We start from the raw sequence: 17,946 nt of genomic DNA on the forward strand, positions 1-17,946 counted from the left end.
ATATTTAAATTTTAAATCTATTTCATCGGGTTGAGGATGAGGTCAATTCTTTTCAATAGATCCTGCTTGTGATAGCGCGTTAGTGTATCTCCAGTATTTACTGTATTTCTAAGCTGTCTTTGTAGCGTAGTAAGTTCACCTCGAACAACTGGTCGAATGTCGCTTTGTGCGACATTTACATTACTTCTGGTAACCCAGCTTCTGTAACGTGCCGGGATTTCATCCTGCTCTTCAGTCATTAGTTCACCCATTTTTTCTACATAAGCACGTTGCAGGTTTCTTCGGTAACGATCTATAGATCTTCCATTATAGATCTCGCTCCAAAGTCCTTTTCTAAGCTGAGTCATCATATCCAGTAAAGAATAAGCATCTTTTCCATTGATCTCCTCATTTTCCATCAATCTCGCCATTCTTCCGAAGTCAAGAAGATTATTCAGCGTTCTTTCCTGCATTCCACGAATTCGTTCAATATTACCGTCAAATTCGATCTTATTGAAAATATCCTGGTTGATCATCCATTCCGGAGTTGTGAATAATTGCTCCTGAAGGAATTCCATAGCTCTTTCCTGTTTTTCGGCATCTACATGAGTATAAACTGCACCTTCCTGATCGTAGGTCTTGTAATACTCATACACGCCACCAATATTTGCGGTTACGTGCCCCATATAACGATTATACTGTGAAAGTACCTGTCCATAAAGATCATCAAGATCATCGTAATCCTTACCATCTTCAGCTGTCCACTCGATTAACTTAGGAACGATTCTTTTCAGGTTTTTGATACCGTATTCGCTGGCAAGCATTGCGTCATCACCAAGATCTTCAGTTTGAGAACTTGGATCTATCACACTGCTTTGTTGCCTTCCGAAGCGATATTTAGGATCTCCTGCATGTTCCAGGATCCACTGGTCAAGAATTTCTTTTTCTTCCTTTCCTTCTTTGTCAAGAATTGGTCTGTAACCCCATTCGATCGCATATTTATCGTATGGTCCAATCTCTGGCATTAAAGCTACATCACCATCTTCCGGCTGCGCTATATAGTTAAAACGGGCATAATCCATAATAGATGGTGCAGTTCCAAATTCTTTTGTGAATTCCGGATCTCTCAGGTCTTCCACAGCGTAAGCCACACTACTTCCCATGTTATGAGGTAACCCTAAAGTATGTCCAACTTCGTGAGAGGAAACAAAACGTATAAGTCTTCCCATTACTTCATCCTTGAAGGCAACTCCCTGAGCATCTTCATTGATGGCAGCAGTTTGTACGAAGAACCAGTTTCTAAGAAGAGTCATAACGTTGTGATACCAGTTGATATCAGACTCAAGAATTTCTCCTGAACGTGGATCACTTACGTGAGGTCCGTTTGCGTTTGGAATTGGAGAAGCAAGATATCTTACTGTAGAATATCTTACATCTTCAGGACTCCAGTCTGGATCTTCTTCTACTGTTGGAGCGTCCTTGGCAATAATGGCATTTTTAAAACCTGCTGCTTCAAAGGCAACCTGCCAGTCTTCGATTCCCTGCTTAATGAATGGAACCCATTGCTCTGGAGTTGCGCGGTCGATATAGTAAACGATCTGTTCTTTTGGTTCAACCAGTTCCCCATTTTTGAACTTCTTGATATCCTCGTCCTTCACTTCAAGTCTCCAGCGATCAAGATATTCTACCGTTTCACTTTTTTGAGCTGCAAGACCATAATCTGTTTGTTCTGTAGTGAACCAACCAACACGCTCATCAAAATATCTTCTTTCCATAGGAACTTCAGGAAGTAAGATCATCGAGTTACTGAATTCTAGAGAAATAGAACCAAGACTCTCATTGGATGGCGGATCTCCAGCATTATAGGTCTTTACGTGTCTAATTTCGATGTTTTCAGGATAAGATCTTATCGTGTCGATATAAGATCTATTGTCATCTAATCTGGAAACTTTGTACTGTTTCCTGGTTCTGTCTGGCAATCCAAGCGCCTGTACATCTTTCGTGTAAAGATCTGTAACATCGATCACGGTAGATTTCGAGATACTGTCTTTCCCTACTGTCTTGATGTCAAATGATTCAACGATTGGTTCAAAGTTTGAGTTTACTACCGCCTCGTGTACTGGAAGAGAATCTGCAGCGTAAATATCATAAGAAACTACTCTTAGCAGGACCTTATTACCCTTTTTCTGCCATCTGTGAACCTGGGTATTTTGTTTTCCACCACCAAAACCAATTCCGCTGGCAGTTTTGGCGATTCTTGTAACTGTAAGCATTTCGCGGTTAAAAAGACTGTCTGGAATTTCGTAGAAGTACTTTTCATCAACCTTATGAACGGTGAAAAGACCTTCGTCTGATTTCGCATCCTTGGTAATAACCTTTGCGTAAGGCTTCATTCCATCTTTGTCCTTTTTGGATTCTTCAGTTGAAGCAGTTTTAGTATCCTTTTTATCCTGTTTCTGAAAAACAGCACAACTGGAAACCGATAACGAAAGGGCGATAAGCATAAGCTTAAAGCTCTGATTCTTAATCATAAATAGTTTGTTTTTAGTTAATAAGTTGAGCAGAAAGTAAAGATCTCATATTCGTGAAAATCGTAAATCTTTTTGCCTTCGGCAGTTTTAGGACTAACAGAAACCTGAAAGGTTTAAAATTAAGTTAAATGAATTTATAATACTGGAGGAATTAAATTTAAAAGCTGTTTTGTTATATTTAGTTGATTTTAGAACTAAAACAACTCAAATTATGGAAGAAATAGTAAAAATGGTATCGGAAAAGGCTGGAATCTCTGAATCTCAGGCAAAAATTGCTGTTCAGGTGGTTTCTGGAATATTAAAGGACAGAATGCCTGAAACAATGTCGAAGCATCTTGATTCTTACTTAAAAGGTGATGGAGATGCAGGAAATATTAGCGATATTGCTGGGAAGCTTGGAGGAATGTTTGGAAAATAAGAACTTCTGGAGTATCAGAATGCAAAAAAAAAGAGGCTGAAAAGCCTCTTTTTTTAAATATTATTTTCAGATCTAAGCGATCTTGATGCTAAGAACTTCACCTTCTTTATACACTTCGATCATTTTATGCTTCCGAAGAGATTTTAAGGCTTTATCCCATTTCTTATTGCTCAATCCACTTTTCTCTTTAACTAAATTCATATCATGAACCTGGTCGTCCTTCAATAAGGTATAAACTGACTTTTCTTCTTCTGAAAGTTCTACCTGTTTCTTTTCAGGTTTCATTTGAGGGAAAAATAATACTTCCTGTATCGACTGGTTGTTAGTTAAGAACATGATCAACCTGTCCATCCCTATTCCAAGTCCCGATGTTGGAGGCATTCCATACTCCAGTGCGCGAAGAAAATCGTTATCGATAAACATCGCCTCATCGTCTCCCTTTTCAGATAGTTTCAATTGCTCTTCGAAACGTTCTCTCTGATCGATAGGATCGTTTAACTCAGAGTATGCATTTGCGATCTCCTTACCACAAACCATTAATTCAAAACGTTCTGTAAGCTCAGGATTATCGCGGTGAGTCTTACAAAGCGGACTCATCTCCTTAGGATAATCTGTAATGAAAGTTGGCTGTATAAAGTTTCCTTCACATTTCTCTCCAAAGATCTCATCGATCAGTTTTCCTTTACCCATGGTTTCGTCTACATCGATGCCCATTTTTGTGGCAGCCTCATATAGCTCTTTTTCAGACTTCCCGGTTATATCAAAGTCAGTGAACTGCTTAATAGCATCGGTCATTGTAACCCGCTTGTACGGAGCTTTGAAATCTACATTGTGCTTTCCGAAGGTAGCTTCAGTTTTACCATTTACCGCCATGGCACAATGCTCAAGCAGGTTTTCCGTAAATTCCATCATCCAGTTATAATCCTTATAGGCCACGTAAATTTCCATTGCCGTGAATTCAGGATTGTGAGTTCTGTCCATCCCTTCATTTCTGAAGTTTTTAGAAAACTCATATACACCATCAAATCCACCAACGATCAATCTTTTAAGATATAGCTCGTTTGCAATTCTTAAGTATAGTGGAATATCCAGGGCGTTGTGATGCGATACAAAAGGTTTTGCAGCTGCTCCACCTGGAATTGGCTGAAGTATTGGCGTTTCAACTTCAAAATATCCTTTATCATTGAAGAAGTTACGCATGGCGTTGAAAAGTTTCGTACGCTTTACAAAAACCTCTTTAACCTTAGGATTCACCGCAAGATCTGCGTAACGTTGTCTATATCGATGCTCGGGATCTGTAAAACCATCGTAGGTATTCCCGTCCTTATCTGTTTTTGGAAGTGGTAGAGGTCGCAAAGACTTACTTAACAGGTGAAAATCTTTAACCATTACGGTCATTTCTCCTACCTGAGTTTTGAATAACTCTCCCTCAATTCCTATAAAATCGCCAATATCAAGCCATTTTTTATAGAAATCATTGTATTTCGCTTTGTCATCACCAGTACAAATTTCGTCACGGTTAAAATACACCTGTATCTTACCATTGGAATCCTGAAGTTCAGCGAAAGATGCTTTTCCCTGGATTCTCCTTGACATAAGTCTTCCGGCGATCACCACCTTTTTCCCTTCAGCAAATTCTTCCTTGATCTTCGTAGTAGTATGATCTACTGGAAAAAGATCGGCTGGATATGGATTAATTCCGGCTTTGCGTATCGCCGATAATTTCTCACGTCTAATTTGTTCCTGTTCTGATAACTGCTGCATATAATTTTTTTTATGCATTCAACAAAAATGCGGATGCAAATATAGTGACTATCAGCCTGCCATACAATGCAATTAAAAGCCGAAATAATAATTCTATCTTTGCCTCTATAATTAGTGAAAATGAGTATTTGGAGAGTAATTCTATCAGTTTTATTTCCCCCGCTGGCAGTTTATGATCGCGGTTGTGGTTCAATTTTAATCGTGCTAATACTTACGCTGCTGGGATGGGTTCCCGGAGTAATTGCAGCGCTCATTATATTAAATAATCCCAAGTCTTAAAGAAAGTATGAATAAGGAAGTTGAAGTTAGAAACCTAGGCAGCAAGGATTATAAGGAGACCTGGGATTACCAGGAGCAACTGTTTAAGGATACTCTGGATCAAAAGATCAGGAACAGAAGGCAGAATGAAAATATCGCTACCCGAAATTATTTGCTGCTGGTGGAGCATCCTCATGTTTACACTTTAGGAAAAAGTGGTGATCATACCAATCTTCTTTTGTCTGAAGAGCAATTGGAGAAAAAGAACGCCAGTTTTTACAAGATCAATAGAGGAGGGGATGTTACCTATCATGGGCCCGGACAGATTGTAGGTTACCCTATTCTGGACCTCGATAATTTCTTTACTGATATTCATAAATACCTGAGATTCCTTGAAGAGATGGTGATTCTGACTCTTGCTGAATATGGAATAAAATCTGAAAGAAGCCCTGGAGAAACCGGTGTCTGGCTGGATGTAGGAACTCCGTTCGCCAGGAAAATATGTGCAATGGGTGTAAGGGCGAGCAGATGGGTAACCATGCATGGTTTTGCCCTGAACGTGAACGCAGATCTTGGCTATTTTGATCATATTATTCCCTGCGGAATTAAGGACAAAGCCGTAACTTCCTTAAATGTAGAGCTAGGTCAGAAAGAAGTTGATATGGCTGAAGTTCAACAAAAACTGATGAAACATTTCAGTCAGTTATTCGAAGCTGAGTTGGTTTAGTATCATAACTTATAGAGCAGGATCTCGTTGTCATCACCTTTTACGATCATTTCCAAGCGTTTATCCAGATCTGCATTTGCAAGATCAACTTCAGAAGTTCCATATACTGGAAAACCGGGAAGTAATTCAGCATTCTCATTAAATACATAGACCTTCTTAGCCTGGGTGTCGGTAATACTTACATAAATTTTGCGTCCTATTAGAAATAGCTGCGGATTGGTATACAATCCAAAATCAAGACTTACGCTGGAATTATTGATCGTAAGTTCGTTTTCATTCAGGTAGACAAGATGATCTTCATTTGCCACTAAACGATTGTTTTCTGCAAGATCAAGATTTTTCAAATTAACTTTTCCATTTTGATCCACCTCTATCAGGTTGCTTTCAGGTTGGGTGGTGATAAAATTAGATTGGTAGCCGTACCAATCATTTTCGGAAATATTGAAATTATTGGTGGTTGGAACACGAATGCTCCCCTGGCGACTTAGGATCTGTAATCTGCCCGACTCTTCCTGAATCAGGATATAATCTTTGTTCCCAAGGCGAATATGCTTCGGAGCTTTGATGATGGTGTTTTTTGTTCCGTCGAAATCAAACCCTTTAATACTGTTACCTTTTGGTCCGAGCACGTAGACTTTATTGTTCTGGGTGAGCACAAACCTGTATTTCCTGTTGTTATCGTAATCAAATACTGCCAGAGGCTGCGTAAGTGGATCATTGAATTTTTTTGGAAAAGGTTTTACATCGCGGCCTTTGCGATCCAAAACTTCAAGTTGAAAGCCGGTAGAAAAAGCCAGCTGTTTATTACCGTTTTTAAAGAGATCTACTTCGTGCACTTTTCCTGAAATTTGACTATCCAGTTGTTTGGACCAGAACATCCTGCCTTTATTGGAAAACAGGCTGAGTTGATTTCCCGTATCCTCCACAAGAATATCCATCTGGTCTGTTTCATGATTGCGGAAGAATTGAAGAATTCCTGCGATAGGTTGGCTGGTGGTAATTGTTGCGATCTGTTCAGCTCCTTTGGAAAGTCGGTCTGCCTCCGTTGGTTCTGTGATAATACCGTGTAGATGATCGTACTTTTCTTCTGAAATTACCTGAAATGCAGCCAGGCTGCCTTTTTTGAACTCTGATTCTTTAGCGATCCCAAAGTCCTTCGCTGCGGAAATAGTCGTTATTGCAAGCATGCTTGATTCTGATGCCAGAGAATTCATCATTCTAACATATTGCGGGTTTTCTAATAGCGTCTTACCATTTTGAAAATTGATAATTAAGTCTTTTAGAACGGAGATCTCTTCAGAAGATATTATAAAATGATCAATAACAATAAAATATCCCGAGCTTAAATTAACTTCAGAATTTAGCAACAATTCTGGCACAGCAAAACTTCCCTCGAAAATGTCTATTTCCCGGAATCGTTCGCTAAGTTGATTTTCGGAAAACAATCGGTTTTTGACCAATTCGGTATCAATTGCATTCCAAATATGGATATTTCCAGTTTTAAGCTTAATACTTGAAATATCACTTACTTTATCCAGAAAATCCAGGTTTACGGTTGTATCCTTGCTTTGAAGTTTCAGCCCTGGATTCATAGAAACTATGGTAATAAAGTTTTCCGGGCAAAACCTGGCGACTTCATGCTTAAAGTCGATTACAGGGGCAAAATCTTTGGAGGCTTCGGAATTGGCATGTATTGAAATTCCGTTGTAGATAAGTTGAGAACTATTCGCATGCAGTTCCAGTACCTTCCAGTTTCCATTTTTCTTTGGTAGATCAATCTCGGAAAACATTTTAGAAAAGAACATCACATTCATATTTGAATAGATGAATGAAGTCTTCCTGGGATCTGAGGCATCCAATGCTTTCTGGAATTCCTGCGAATTAGATTTATTACTTCGCTTAGCCTGAACGATCGCATGCTTGCTTTCACTTAAGATGCTAAAATTGGCTATATCACGCTGGTAAAATTCAGATTTCTCCAGTTTCACTTTTTGATATTCAATATCTTCTTTAAAAGTTTCAACCTGTTTGTTTTGAATACTATCCAGGATCAATGATGTGGAATCTTTCTGAATGATCAAAACTATATGTTTAGAACCTATACTGTCACCATTTAAGTAAAGTATGCTTTGTTTTTCAGATTTGATATACTTTAGAAGATCTTTGGATTCATTGGTTAAATCTTTCAGGTCTCCACTGTTAAAAGTAGCTTCGTGTTCCAGTAGATCTTTTTCAAGTTGCTCGCTGGAAGGAGAAACGAAGATCACTTCCGCAGAATCAGGTATAAAATCTGTATTAATCAGATTACTATCAGAATTTTCTGCACAGGAAATAAGGAGCAGGCAGAGAATAAGACTTAGAAACTTGTTCATATATAATAGGTAGGCTTGCAAAAATATAAACTTAGAATTCAATCTTCAATTGATCGGGGAGTAGTTTAAAACTTTTCCGGTGATATTTGGTAATACCATACTTTTCGATAGCTGCACGATGTTCCCTGGTAGGATAACCCTTATTCTTTATCCAATTGTACATAGGGAATTCTTCATGGATCTTTTCCATATACTCATCACGGTGGGTTTTTGCCAGAACAGAAGCCGCTGCAATGCTAAGAAACTTACCGTCACCTTTAATAATGCACTCGTGTGGTATGGAGTCCAGGGGTTTGAATCTGTTTCCATCAACAATGATGCAATCTGGTTTGGTATTCAATTTTATGATAGACCTCTGCATCGCCGTAATTGATGCGTTCAAAATATTTACTTTATCGATCTCTTCCATAAAAACATGGGTCACTGCAAAATCGAAGAAATTTTCATGAATTAGATTTCTTAAAAGGTTCCTATTTTTTAGACTCAGCACCTTGGAATCATTCAAAATCTTGTTTTTAAAGTTCTTAGGTAAAATGATAGCAGCTGCAGTAACAGGCCCTGCGAGGCAGCCACGACCGGCTTCATCGGTTCCCGCCACCAGTTTTGATTTATCATAAGATCTGAGCATATGCATTTAAGATTGTAATCTTTTAACAAATTTACGGGTTCATGATGCAGTGAAATCTCACGTTTTCATTGAGCCTGTTAAAATTTTAATAAGTTAAAGTGTAAGTTTTTTTGGAATGTTAAGGAATAATTAGCATTTTTGGCGCAGGCTAATTCAAATTTAACGAAATAATGAAAAAAAGATTACATGGATTTCTAACACTCTTACTGGTGTTAGTCGTGCAAATTGGTTTTGCACAGGAAAAAACTGTACGAGGTACGGTTGTAGATGGTGACGGTCTGCCGTTACCTGGTGTTAATGTTATTGTAAAAGGTACGAATAACGGTAAGCAAACTGATTTCGATGGAAATTATAGTATTAGCGTTGCGCCTACTCAAACATTAGTTTTTAGCTATGTTGGTTTTAAAAGTCAGGAAATTCCTGTAGGAAGTTCAAACCAATTAAATGTTACGCTTCAAGTTGATGCAGCAGCATTGGATGAGGTGGTTGTGCTAGGGTATAGTACAAAAGGAGTTGAAGAGGTAACAGGTTCTTCAGTTCAGGTTACAGGTGCCGAAATTGCAGATGTTCCTGTGGTTTCAGCAGATCAGGCATTACAGGGAAAAGTTGCAGGTCTTCAGATCTCCGCTTCTTCTGGTACGCCAGGTTCTACTCAGGATGTACGTATTCGTGGTCTTAGTTCCTTAGCCTCTTCGAACGAGCCGCTTTATGTTATTGATGGTGTGCCGGTTGTTAATAACAACAATTCAGGAAGTGCAAACCGTTCTTCTTTGAATCCATTGGCTGCTATTAATAGCCAGGATATCGCGAGTATTACTGTATTGAAAGATGCTTCTGCTACTGCTGCTTATGGTGCACGTGGATCAAACGGGGTTATCGTAATTACTACCAAGAGTGGTACTTCCGGTGATACCAAGTTTACTTTTACTTCCCAGGTTGGAGTTCAGAATGACGCTTTCAATGAAAGAGAGTCTCTTACTGGAAATCAAAGACTTGAGTTAACTAGAGAAGCTTTCGTAAATGCATACGGAGCAAATGGTACCAATGGTGATTTTGGTTTTACTAATGATAATGCTATTCAGTTAGGAGTAGATTTTGGTCTTCTTCCTGCAGGTTACCTTGATTTTGATGGGACTGATTATGACTGGGATGGAATCATTCGTAATGATGATGCCTTGACTCAAAATCATACTTTCTCTGCATCTGGAGGTAGTGATAAAGGATCTTTTTATGCATCTATCGGGTATAATGATACTGAAGCTACAGTTATTAATGTAGACTTCCGAAGAATCAACGGTCTTGTAAGTTTTGATAGACAGTTTAGAGATAACTTAAAGTTCTCTACAAGTGTGAACGTCTCTAATACAGAGCAGGGGAATCCAATTCTTGAGCAGGGTTCATTTTTCTCAAACCCATTTATCACTAGATTCTTAATGAATCCATTGAATAATCCATACAATGAGGATGGAACTCCAAATACTGAATTGTCTTATGGTTCTTTACATAATACACTTTATGTATTGGATAATAATATAACTCGTAACAAATTACTTAGAGGTATCTCTAATTCTCAATTGGACTGGGAATTATTTGAAGGTTTCACTTTTAGAAACACTTTAAGTTTGGATTACCAGTTAACTGAATTTAGAAACTACCAGAACAGATACGAAGGTGATTCTGCTCCTGTTAATGGTTCTTCTGAAGTTAGTGATGAGAAAAACTATAACTACGTTTACCAGGGATCTTTAAATTATGGATTTACTTTAGGCGATGTTCATAATTTCGATCTTACTGCTTTATTCGAATACCAGGAAAACCAGAACTACTATATGTACGGATATGGTGAAAACTTCCCTGCTGATGGTCTTACAAATATAGCATCAGCTTCTGCAAACTTTGATGCTTTTTCAAGTCTTACAGATTGGGTAAACGTTGGTTACCTAGGTTTGTTGAACTATAATTATGATGGTCGTTACGTAGTTGACGCAACTATTCGTCGTGAAGGATCTTCAAGGTTCGCTCCTGAAAACAGATTTGGTACTTTTGGATCTGTAGGTGCAGCGTGGAACATTCACCGTGAGTCTTTCATGGAAGGTGGATTGTTTAACACTTTGAGATTGAGAGCTTCTTACGGTCTTACTGGTAACAACGCTGTAGGTTTAAATAACTACCAGGCGCTTCTAGCGTATGGAGCTGATTACTCTAACAATGGTGGTGCTGAGCCATCTCAATTTGGTAATCCAGATCTAACCTGGGAAAAAGGTGAAAACTTTGATGTTGGTGTAACTTTTGGTCTTCTTGATAATAGAGTAAATGGTACTTTCACTTACTTTAACAGAAGAACATATGACCTTCTTCAGGATGTGCCATTATCTCCAACTTCTTCTTTTACTTCTCAGGCTAGAAACCTTGGTGAAATGACGAACAATGGTATTGAGGCTGAATTATCTGTTGATGTGATCAGAACGAATGATTTCGTTTGGAATGTATCAGCAAACTACGCGACTGTTAACAACGAGGTTACTGAATTAGCGATTGGAGCTGATGGTAATGAGATCGATCCTCTTGCAGGAAGTGGTTACAAATCTACAGTAACTGGATTGCCAGCGGCAGCATGGTATATGAGAACCTGGGCTGGAGTTGATACTGAAACTGGATTGCCAACATGGTACCTTAATGGTGTAGATGGTGAAGTGACTTCAGATTACAACTCTGCAGCAAGAGTATTCCAGGATGATGCTAGTGCATTGCCTACATACTCAGGAGGTTTCAGTACAAGAATTAGCTACAAAGGTTTATTCGCTGATGCTACTCTTTATACAGCTGGAGGTCACAAGATCTACGAGCAGTTCGCGCAATTCTACCTAAGAACAAACAGTTTCACTTTAGGTTCTTTCAACGGTGTTCAGGAATTATTGGATAGATGGCAACAGCCTGGTGACGTTACAGACGTGCCAGCGGTTAACTATGCCACCAACAATAACTTCCACGCAACAAGTTCAAGACACCTTTATGACGGGGATTACATTCGTCTTAAAAATGCTACAATTGGATACAGCTTGCCTTCAAGCTTAACTGATGGAATTGGAATTGATGCTTTGACCCTGACTCTTAGAGGTACAAACCTTTATACTTGGGTAAAAGAAGATGGATTGAAATTGGATCCTGAAGTTCGAGCGAATGGTTACACTACTTTAACCACTCCACCTGTAAAAACTTACTCTGTAGGCGTTAACGTTAAATTTTAAAAAATGAAAATGAAATTAAGATATTTAATTGTTTTCGGATTAGGACTTGGTCTAGCGACTACTTCCTGTTCTGAAGAGGATCTTGAGCCAACACTGGCTCAGTCCAAAAGTATAGAAACCAGTATCAATGCAACTGGTGACCTTCAAGCAGTATTAATTGGTGCTTATGAAAGACTACAGGAATCTTCATATTACGGTCGTGATAAGATCGTAATGGGAGAAATCATGTCTGATAATACTAGCTCTAACGCAAATTCGAACCGTTTTGTTACTGAAGCTCAGTTTTCTTTAACACCAGAGGCTGGGATCGCTGCGACATTGTGGACGAACTGGTACCAGGTAATTGGTTCTGCAAATATTGTTATTGGTGCTGAAGGTATTGATGGTGATGAAGCTACAATTAATCACTTGAAAGGTCAGGCTTACGCAATTAGAGCACTAGCTCATTTTGATCTGGTAACTTTTTACGGTCAGCAAAATGTTTCTGGTGGGGAGTCTGCCTTAGGTGTTCCTTACGTAACTAGCTTTAGAGATTCTGAAAATCTTTTCCCAGCAAGAAATACTGTTGGAGAAGTTAAGAACCTTGCATATGCAGATCTTGAAATGGCTGCTTCACTTATGACAGCTGGACTAGACGATCCTGCTAAAGAGTACATTTCTACTAATGCAGTTTATGCAATTGAAGCTAGAATCGCTAATTACTTTGGTGATCATGATAGAGCTTTAACAGCTTCTAAAATGGTAATCGATTCAGGTAATTATTCAGTAGCTAGTGAAGATGCGTTTTTAAGTACATTCTCTACAGATGGTGGTGCAAACGTTATTTGGGAAATTGCAAATACCGCTACAGATAATCCTGGAATCAATGGATTAGCTAACATCTATCAGGTAGGTGCTTATGGAGATGTGATCGCACTTCCTAACTTGGCTAATATCTATGATGAAGATGATATTCGTGGTGTTAGTGACTATGATCCTGCGACTGCAGTTGCTCCTTCTACTGTAATTGGGTTACATCCTGACGGTGCTTTTAGAAATGTTGGAAAATATCCATCATTCGCACCATATGAAGATAACGTACCAGTTATTCGATATGAAGAAGTTGTATTGATCTACGCTGAAGCTCTCTTGGCAACAGGTGGTGATGATGCATTGGATTGGTTAAACATGATCCCTGAAAACAGAGGTGCTGAATCTTACGATGAAGCGTCTTTGGAAAATATTCTACTTGAAAGACGTAAGGAGCTTGCTTTTGAAGGCTTCAGATTCCATGATTTAGTGAGAACTGGTATGGGTGTTGATGCTGTAGATCCAGTGTTACAATTGCATAGCGGAATTCCTTATGGTGATTTTAGATTAGCTTTACCAATTCCAACTTCTGAGGTTGGAGTGAATGCTAATGTAGTTCAGAACCAAGGTTACTAAATTTATCAATAGTTTAGATTATTAGAAAGCCGCTCATTTAGAGCGGCTTTTTTTATTCCCCAATTTCACAGAGTTTCTTACGTTATAAATTATAAATTTGCGTTACTATTATATTTATATGTATAGAGCCTTAACTTTTTTCTTTTTATTGATTTCATTTTCTGCTGCTAGTCAGGAAGATTTTGGACAGGATTCCAAACCACAAAAAAAACAAGATAGCATACCGCCGGTAGATCTTTATAAGATTATTTCTGTGAAGAATGACACTACTCACCTGGATACCACGCTTACCATACTTAAGGATTACAAGTTCAACTATCTTAGAAAAGATAATTTTGAGCTATTACCATTTTCAAATACCGGGCAAACTTACAATACCCTTAGTTATACCGAGGATAATACGAAAGCATTTCCTGGTTTTGGGGCAGAAGCAAGGCATTACAATTTTATGGAAGTGGACGATATTAACTATTATCAGGTTCCAACACCATGGACACAGCTTTATTTTAAAACCGTACCGGAACAAGGGCAGCAGCTCGATGCATTATTTACAATCAATACTTCTAAGAACCTGAATATGTTTATAGCGTATAAGGGAACGAGGGCATTAGGTAAATATCAGAATATTTTGACCAGCACTGGAAATCTAAGAATGGGGTTCTCCTATAATACAAATAATGATAGGTATCGTATAAAAGCACATTTCGTTTCTCAAGATCTAATGAATGAGGAAAACGGGGGGCTTGATAGCCTTGCGGTGCTTCAATATATTGCGGAAGAAGAAGAGTTCGATGATAGATCTGTACTCGATGTCAAATATGAGGATGCTGAGAGTACTCTCTTTGGGAAAAGGTTTTTTATTGATCATGAATATGAACTAACAGATCCCAGGGATTCCACCAATAATCTGAGTATTTCTCACATCTTTGATCATAGTTATAAAAAGTTTGTCTTTAATCAGGAAACTGCTGAAAATACTCTATATGGTGATTCTTTTGAGGCTACTAATCTACAAACATCTACTCGACTATATACAACGTTTAATGAAGTCGCAGTAAATTTTCAAAATGATGTACTTGGAAAACTCTCCTTAAAAGCCGGACATACTAATTACGACTATGGATATAACGCCGTCTATATAACAGAGGAATCTGTAGTAGGCAATAAACTTTTCGGAGATTTATTACATCTGGCTGCTACTTATCAGGAGCGTATTGGTGATTTTGATCTTAAAGCTGCAGGACGACTCAACCTCGATGATGATTTTTCCGGTAATTATCTGAATATTTCCGCTGGCTATGAATTCGATGATAAAAATAGTATCCGTTTCGGCTTCGATCAAAATAGCAGTTTGCCCAATTTCAATTTTCTGCTCTATCAGAACGATTATATAAATTATAACTGGCAGAACGATTTCGATAATGTAAGTTCACAGAGGTTATACGCCAGACTTTCTTCTGAAAAGTATGCGAACGTAAATTTTTTATTATCACAAATTGATAACTATACGTACTTTGCTGAAAATGAAAATGGGTCGGTAAAGCCTTTTCAATATGATCAGCCGGTTAGGCACTTAAAGCTGAAGGCTGAAAAAGAATTTGATTTTGGTCTCTTCGGAAGCTACAATACTATAATGTATCAGAATGTCCTGGAGGGAACAGGCGTTCTGAATGTTCCAGACCTGGTTACCAGGAATTCTATTTACTATAAGGACTTCTGGTTCGATAAGGCGCTTTATCTTCAAACAGGTTTCACTTTTAAGTATTTTACGAAGTTTGAAGCGAATGCCTATGATCCAATCCTGGCAGAATTTTATGTTCAGAATGAAGAAGAGATTGGTGGATTTCCTGTAGTGGACTATTTCTTCAATGCAAAAGTAGACAAAGCAAGGATCTTCTTTAAGTTGGAACATTTAAATTCTCTGGTTACCGGGAACAACAATTTCTCTGCGCCAGACTATCCATATACCGACTTTCTCGTAAGATTTGGCCTGGTTTGGGATCTTTTCCTGTAGTATTCTTAATGTTGTAATTATCATATCAAGTGCCTGTTTGATATTTAGTTGCTGAATTGATAAAAATACGCAGTTATCTGTTCTGTTTTGAATAGCTTTTTTCTGAAGTCTTTACGGTTAGCATAAATCGAATATTTTTTCCAAAAAGTCATTGTGTAATTAAAATTGGGGTGTATATTTGCAGCCGCTTTGGGAGCAAGGCGTATGTTCGTTGAGATTAGTAATGGTGGGTAATGCGGAAGGATCTGGCTTTAAAAAATTAAATTAAAATTTATTAAATTTTAGTTTGGTAGAAAGAAAAAAGTTAGTGTATATTTGCAGCCGCTTTGAGAGCAAGGCGTGAGTTCACTGAAAGGTATGTAAAGGGTAGGCTGTTGTTGGTCTAAGGCAAGAAAATAAAAATTAAATTTCTTTAAATTTTATTTGGCTGGAGAGCAAAACTAGTTTTATATTTGCACCCGCTTTAAAAACGAAGCGACGTTCTTAAGAAGGTTGGCGGAGTTTAAAGGTAGGAAAGCTTTAGAAAAAGAAACTAAAAATTTTATTAAAAAAGTTTTGGTGGATAAAGAAAAAGCGTTGTATATTTGCACCCGCTTTGAGAACAAGCAAACGTTCAAAAATTACAGATTGAAATTACTGAAAACCACCGGATGGGGTGAGAGAATAAGGTTCGATTCCTTAGGTTTTAACAAGACAGATTGGGAGACCAATTAAAGTTCATTGATATATTGAATTGACAAAGGGTTTTATCTTTAATTAGATAGAATCAAGTGTATAAGAATTAAGACTAGAAAAGTCATACTGAGCAATTTCTTTAGTAATTGTTGAATATATTTAAGATTTAACGATGAAGAGTTTGATCCTGGCTCAGGATGAACGCTAGCGGCAGGCCTAACACATGCAAGTCGAACGGTAACAGGAATTAGCTTGCTAATTTGCTGACGAGTGGCGCACGGGTGCGTAACGCGTATACAATCTGCCTTTAAGCGGGGAATAGCCCATGGAAACGTGGATTAATACCCCATAGTATGTAGACTTCACCTGGAGATTACATTAAACATTTATGGCTTAAAGATGAGTATGCGTCCTATTAGTTAGTTGGTAAGGTAACGGCTTACCAAGACCGCGATAGGTAGGGGTCCTGAGAGGGAGATCCCCCACACTGGTACTGAGACACGGACCAGACTCCTACGGGAGGCAGCAGTGAGGAATATTGGACAATGGAGGCAACTCTGATCCAGCCATGCCGCGTGCAGGAAGACGGCCCTATGGGTTGTAAACTGCTTTTATACGGGAAGAACCACATCTACGTGTAGATGCTTGACGGTACCGTATGAATAAGGACCGGCTAACTCCGTGCCAGCAGCCGCGGTAATACGGAGGGTCCAAGCGTTATCCGGAATCATTGGGTTTAAAGGGTCCGTAGGCGGGATAATAAGTCAGTGGTGAAAGTCTGCAGCTCAACTGTAGAATTGCCATTGATACTGTTGTTCTTGAATTATTATGAAGTGGTTGGAATGAGTAGTGTAGCGGTGAAATGCATAGATATTACTCAGAACACCTATTGCGAAGGCAGATCACTAATAATATATTGACGCTGAGGGACGAAAGCGTAGGTAGCGAACAGGATTAGATACCCTGGTAGTCTACGCCGTAAACGATGGTTACTAGCTGTTCGGCTCGATTGAGAGCTGAGTGGTTAAGCGAAAGTGATAAGTAACCCACCTGGGGAGTACGTTCGCAAGAATGAAACTCAAAGGAATTGACGGGGGCCCGCACAAGCGGTGGAGCATGTGGTTTAATTCGATGATACGCGAGGAACCTTACCAGGGCTTAAATGCAGTTGGACAGGTCTGGAAACAGACCCTTCTTCGGACTAATTGCAAGGTGCTGCATGGTTGTCGTCAGCTCGTGCCGTGAGGTGTCAGGTTAAGTCCTATAACGAGCGCAACCCCTGTGGTTAGTTGCCAGCGAGTCATGTCGGGAACTCTAGCCAGACTGCCAGTGCAAACTGTGAGGAAGGTGGGGATGACGTCAAATCATCACGGCCCTTACGTCCTGGGCCACACACGTGCTACAATGGTAGGGACAGAGGGCAGCTACCCCGCGAGGGGATGCGAATCTTTAAACCCTATCACAGTTCGGATCGCAGTCTGCAACTCGACTGCGTGAAGCTGGAATCGCTAGTAATCGCATATCAGCCATGATGCGGTGAATACGTTCCCGGGCCTTGTACACACCGCCCGTCAAGCCATGGAAGCCGGGGGTACCTGAAGTCCGTCACCGTAAGGAGCGGCCTAGGGTAAAACTGGTAACTGGGGCTAAGTCGTAACAAGGTAGCCGTACCGGAAGGTGCGGCTGGAACACCTCCTTTCTAGAGCTTTGCATGTTTACATGCAAGCGACAATTAGTAAAGGGAAGTTTAGAAGGCCAATTTGGTCTTGATTCTTATGTCAATTCGGTTATTATGGACAGTCTCATAGCTCAGCTGGTTAGAGCGCTACACTGATAATGTAGAGGTCGGCAGTTCGAGTCTGCCTGAGACTACTTGAAAGAGTAAGCCATCAGGTTTATAAGTTCAT

Annotated in this window: 10 protein-coding genes, 1 tRNA gene and 1 rRNA gene; 8 read left to right on the forward strand and 4 right to left on the reverse strand. The window is 39.2% G+C overall.

The window, feature by feature from the left end:
- Nucleotides 1–17 precede the first annotated feature (17 nt).
- Nucleotides 18–2,510 carry a zinc-dependent metalloprotease gene (locus tag T8I65_RS02300; protein ID WP_322301879.1) on the reverse strand — a complete coding sequence of 831 codons (2,493 nt, stop codon included), beginning with the start codon at nucleotides 2,508–2,510 and terminating at the stop codon, nucleotides 18–20.
- Nucleotides 2,511–2,721: 211 nt separating this feature from the next.
- Between T8I65_RS02300 and T8I65_RS02305 the strand changes: the two genes are divergently transcribed.
- Nucleotides 2,722–2,928 (forward strand): hypothetical protein, encoded by a 207-nt coding sequence (locus T8I65_RS02305; protein ID WP_322301880.1) that lies wholly within the window; start codon nucleotides 2,722–2,724, stop codon nucleotides 2,926–2,928.
- 72 nt (nucleotides 2,929–3,000) lie between these two features.
- On the opposite strand, the gene lysS is transcribed toward T8I65_RS02305, so the two are convergent.
- A complete protein-coding gene (gene lysS, locus T8I65_RS02310) occupies nucleotides 3,001–4,692 on the reverse strand; it encodes a lysine--tRNA ligase (RefSeq protein WP_322301881.1) in 1,692 nt (563 codons plus the stop codon).
- Between the two features lie 120 nt (nucleotides 4,693–4,812).
- On the opposite strand from lysS, the gene T8I65_RS02315 reads away from it, so the two are divergent.
- Nucleotides 4,813–4,971: a YqaE/Pmp3 family membrane protein gene (locus tag T8I65_RS02315; RefSeq protein ID WP_084509746.1), complete on the forward strand. Its 159-nt coding sequence runs from the start codon at nucleotides 4,813–4,815 to the stop codon at nucleotides 4,969–4,971.
- A gap of 7 nt (nucleotides 4,972–4,978) precedes the next feature.
- On the forward strand, nucleotides 4,979–5,677 hold the full coding sequence (gene lipB / locus T8I65_RS02320; protein WP_322301882.1) for a lipoyl(octanoyl) transferase LipB: 699 nt from the start codon (nucleotides 4,979–4,981) through the stop codon (nucleotides 5,675–5,677).
- A 2-nt stretch (nucleotides 5,678–5,679) separates the two neighbouring features.
- Here the strand turns inward: lipB and T8I65_RS02325 are convergent, their stop codons facing one another.
- Both T8I65_RS02325 and T8I65_RS02330 read right to left on the reverse strand, forming a co-directional pair.
- The gene (locus T8I65_RS02325; RefSeq protein ID WP_322301883.1) at nucleotides 5,680–8,049 is read right to left on the reverse strand and encodes a hypothetical protein; all 2,370 of its coding nucleotides are present in this window, start codon (nucleotides 8,047–8,049) and stop codon (nucleotides 5,680–5,682) included.
- A 31-nt stretch (nucleotides 8,050–8,080) separates the two neighbouring features.
- Entirely contained in the window at nucleotides 8,081–8,677 is a 597-nt protein-coding gene (locus tag T8I65_RS02330; RefSeq protein WP_322301884.1) for a ribonuclease HII, read from the reverse strand.
- Nucleotides 8,678–8,847: 170 nt separating this feature from the next.
- Here T8I65_RS02330 and T8I65_RS02335 point away from each other — a divergent pair, with 170 nt between their 5' ends.
- From T8I65_RS02335 to T8I65_RS02355, 5 genes are all read left to right on the forward strand, one after another.
- The gene (locus T8I65_RS02335) at nucleotides 8,848–11,925 is read left to right on the forward strand and encodes a TonB-dependent receptor (RefSeq protein ID WP_322301885.1); all 3,078 of its coding nucleotides are present in this window, start codon (nucleotides 8,848–8,850) and stop codon (nucleotides 11,923–11,925) included.
- A 3-nt stretch (nucleotides 11,926–11,928) separates the two neighbouring features.
- Complete coding sequence (locus T8I65_RS02340) at nucleotides 11,929–13,350, forward strand: RagB/SusD family nutrient uptake outer membrane protein (protein ID WP_322301886.1); 1,422 nt, start codon at nucleotides 11,929–11,931, stop codon at nucleotides 13,348–13,350.
- A gap of 118 nt (nucleotides 13,351–13,468) precedes the next feature.
- Nucleotides 13,469–15,364, forward strand: coding sequence for a putative porin (locus tag T8I65_RS02345; protein WP_322301887.1), 1,896 nt, complete (start codon nucleotides 13,469–13,471; stop codon nucleotides 15,362–15,364).
- Nucleotides 15,365–16,208: 844 nt separating this feature from the next.
- Nucleotides 16,209–17,738: ribosomal RNA gene (locus T8I65_RS02350) — 16S ribosomal RNA — on the forward strand.
- A 99-nt stretch (nucleotides 17,739–17,837) separates the two neighbouring features.
- Nucleotides 17,838–17,911, forward strand: a tRNA-Ile gene (locus T8I65_RS02355).
- Nucleotides 17,912–17,946: the final 35 nt, after the last annotated feature.

The sequence above is a fragment of the Christiangramia sp. OXR-203 genome (assembly GCF_034372165.1).
In the GTDB taxonomy this organism is placed as follows: Bacteria; Bacteroidota; Bacteroidia; order Flavobacteriales; family Flavobacteriaceae; genus Christiangramia.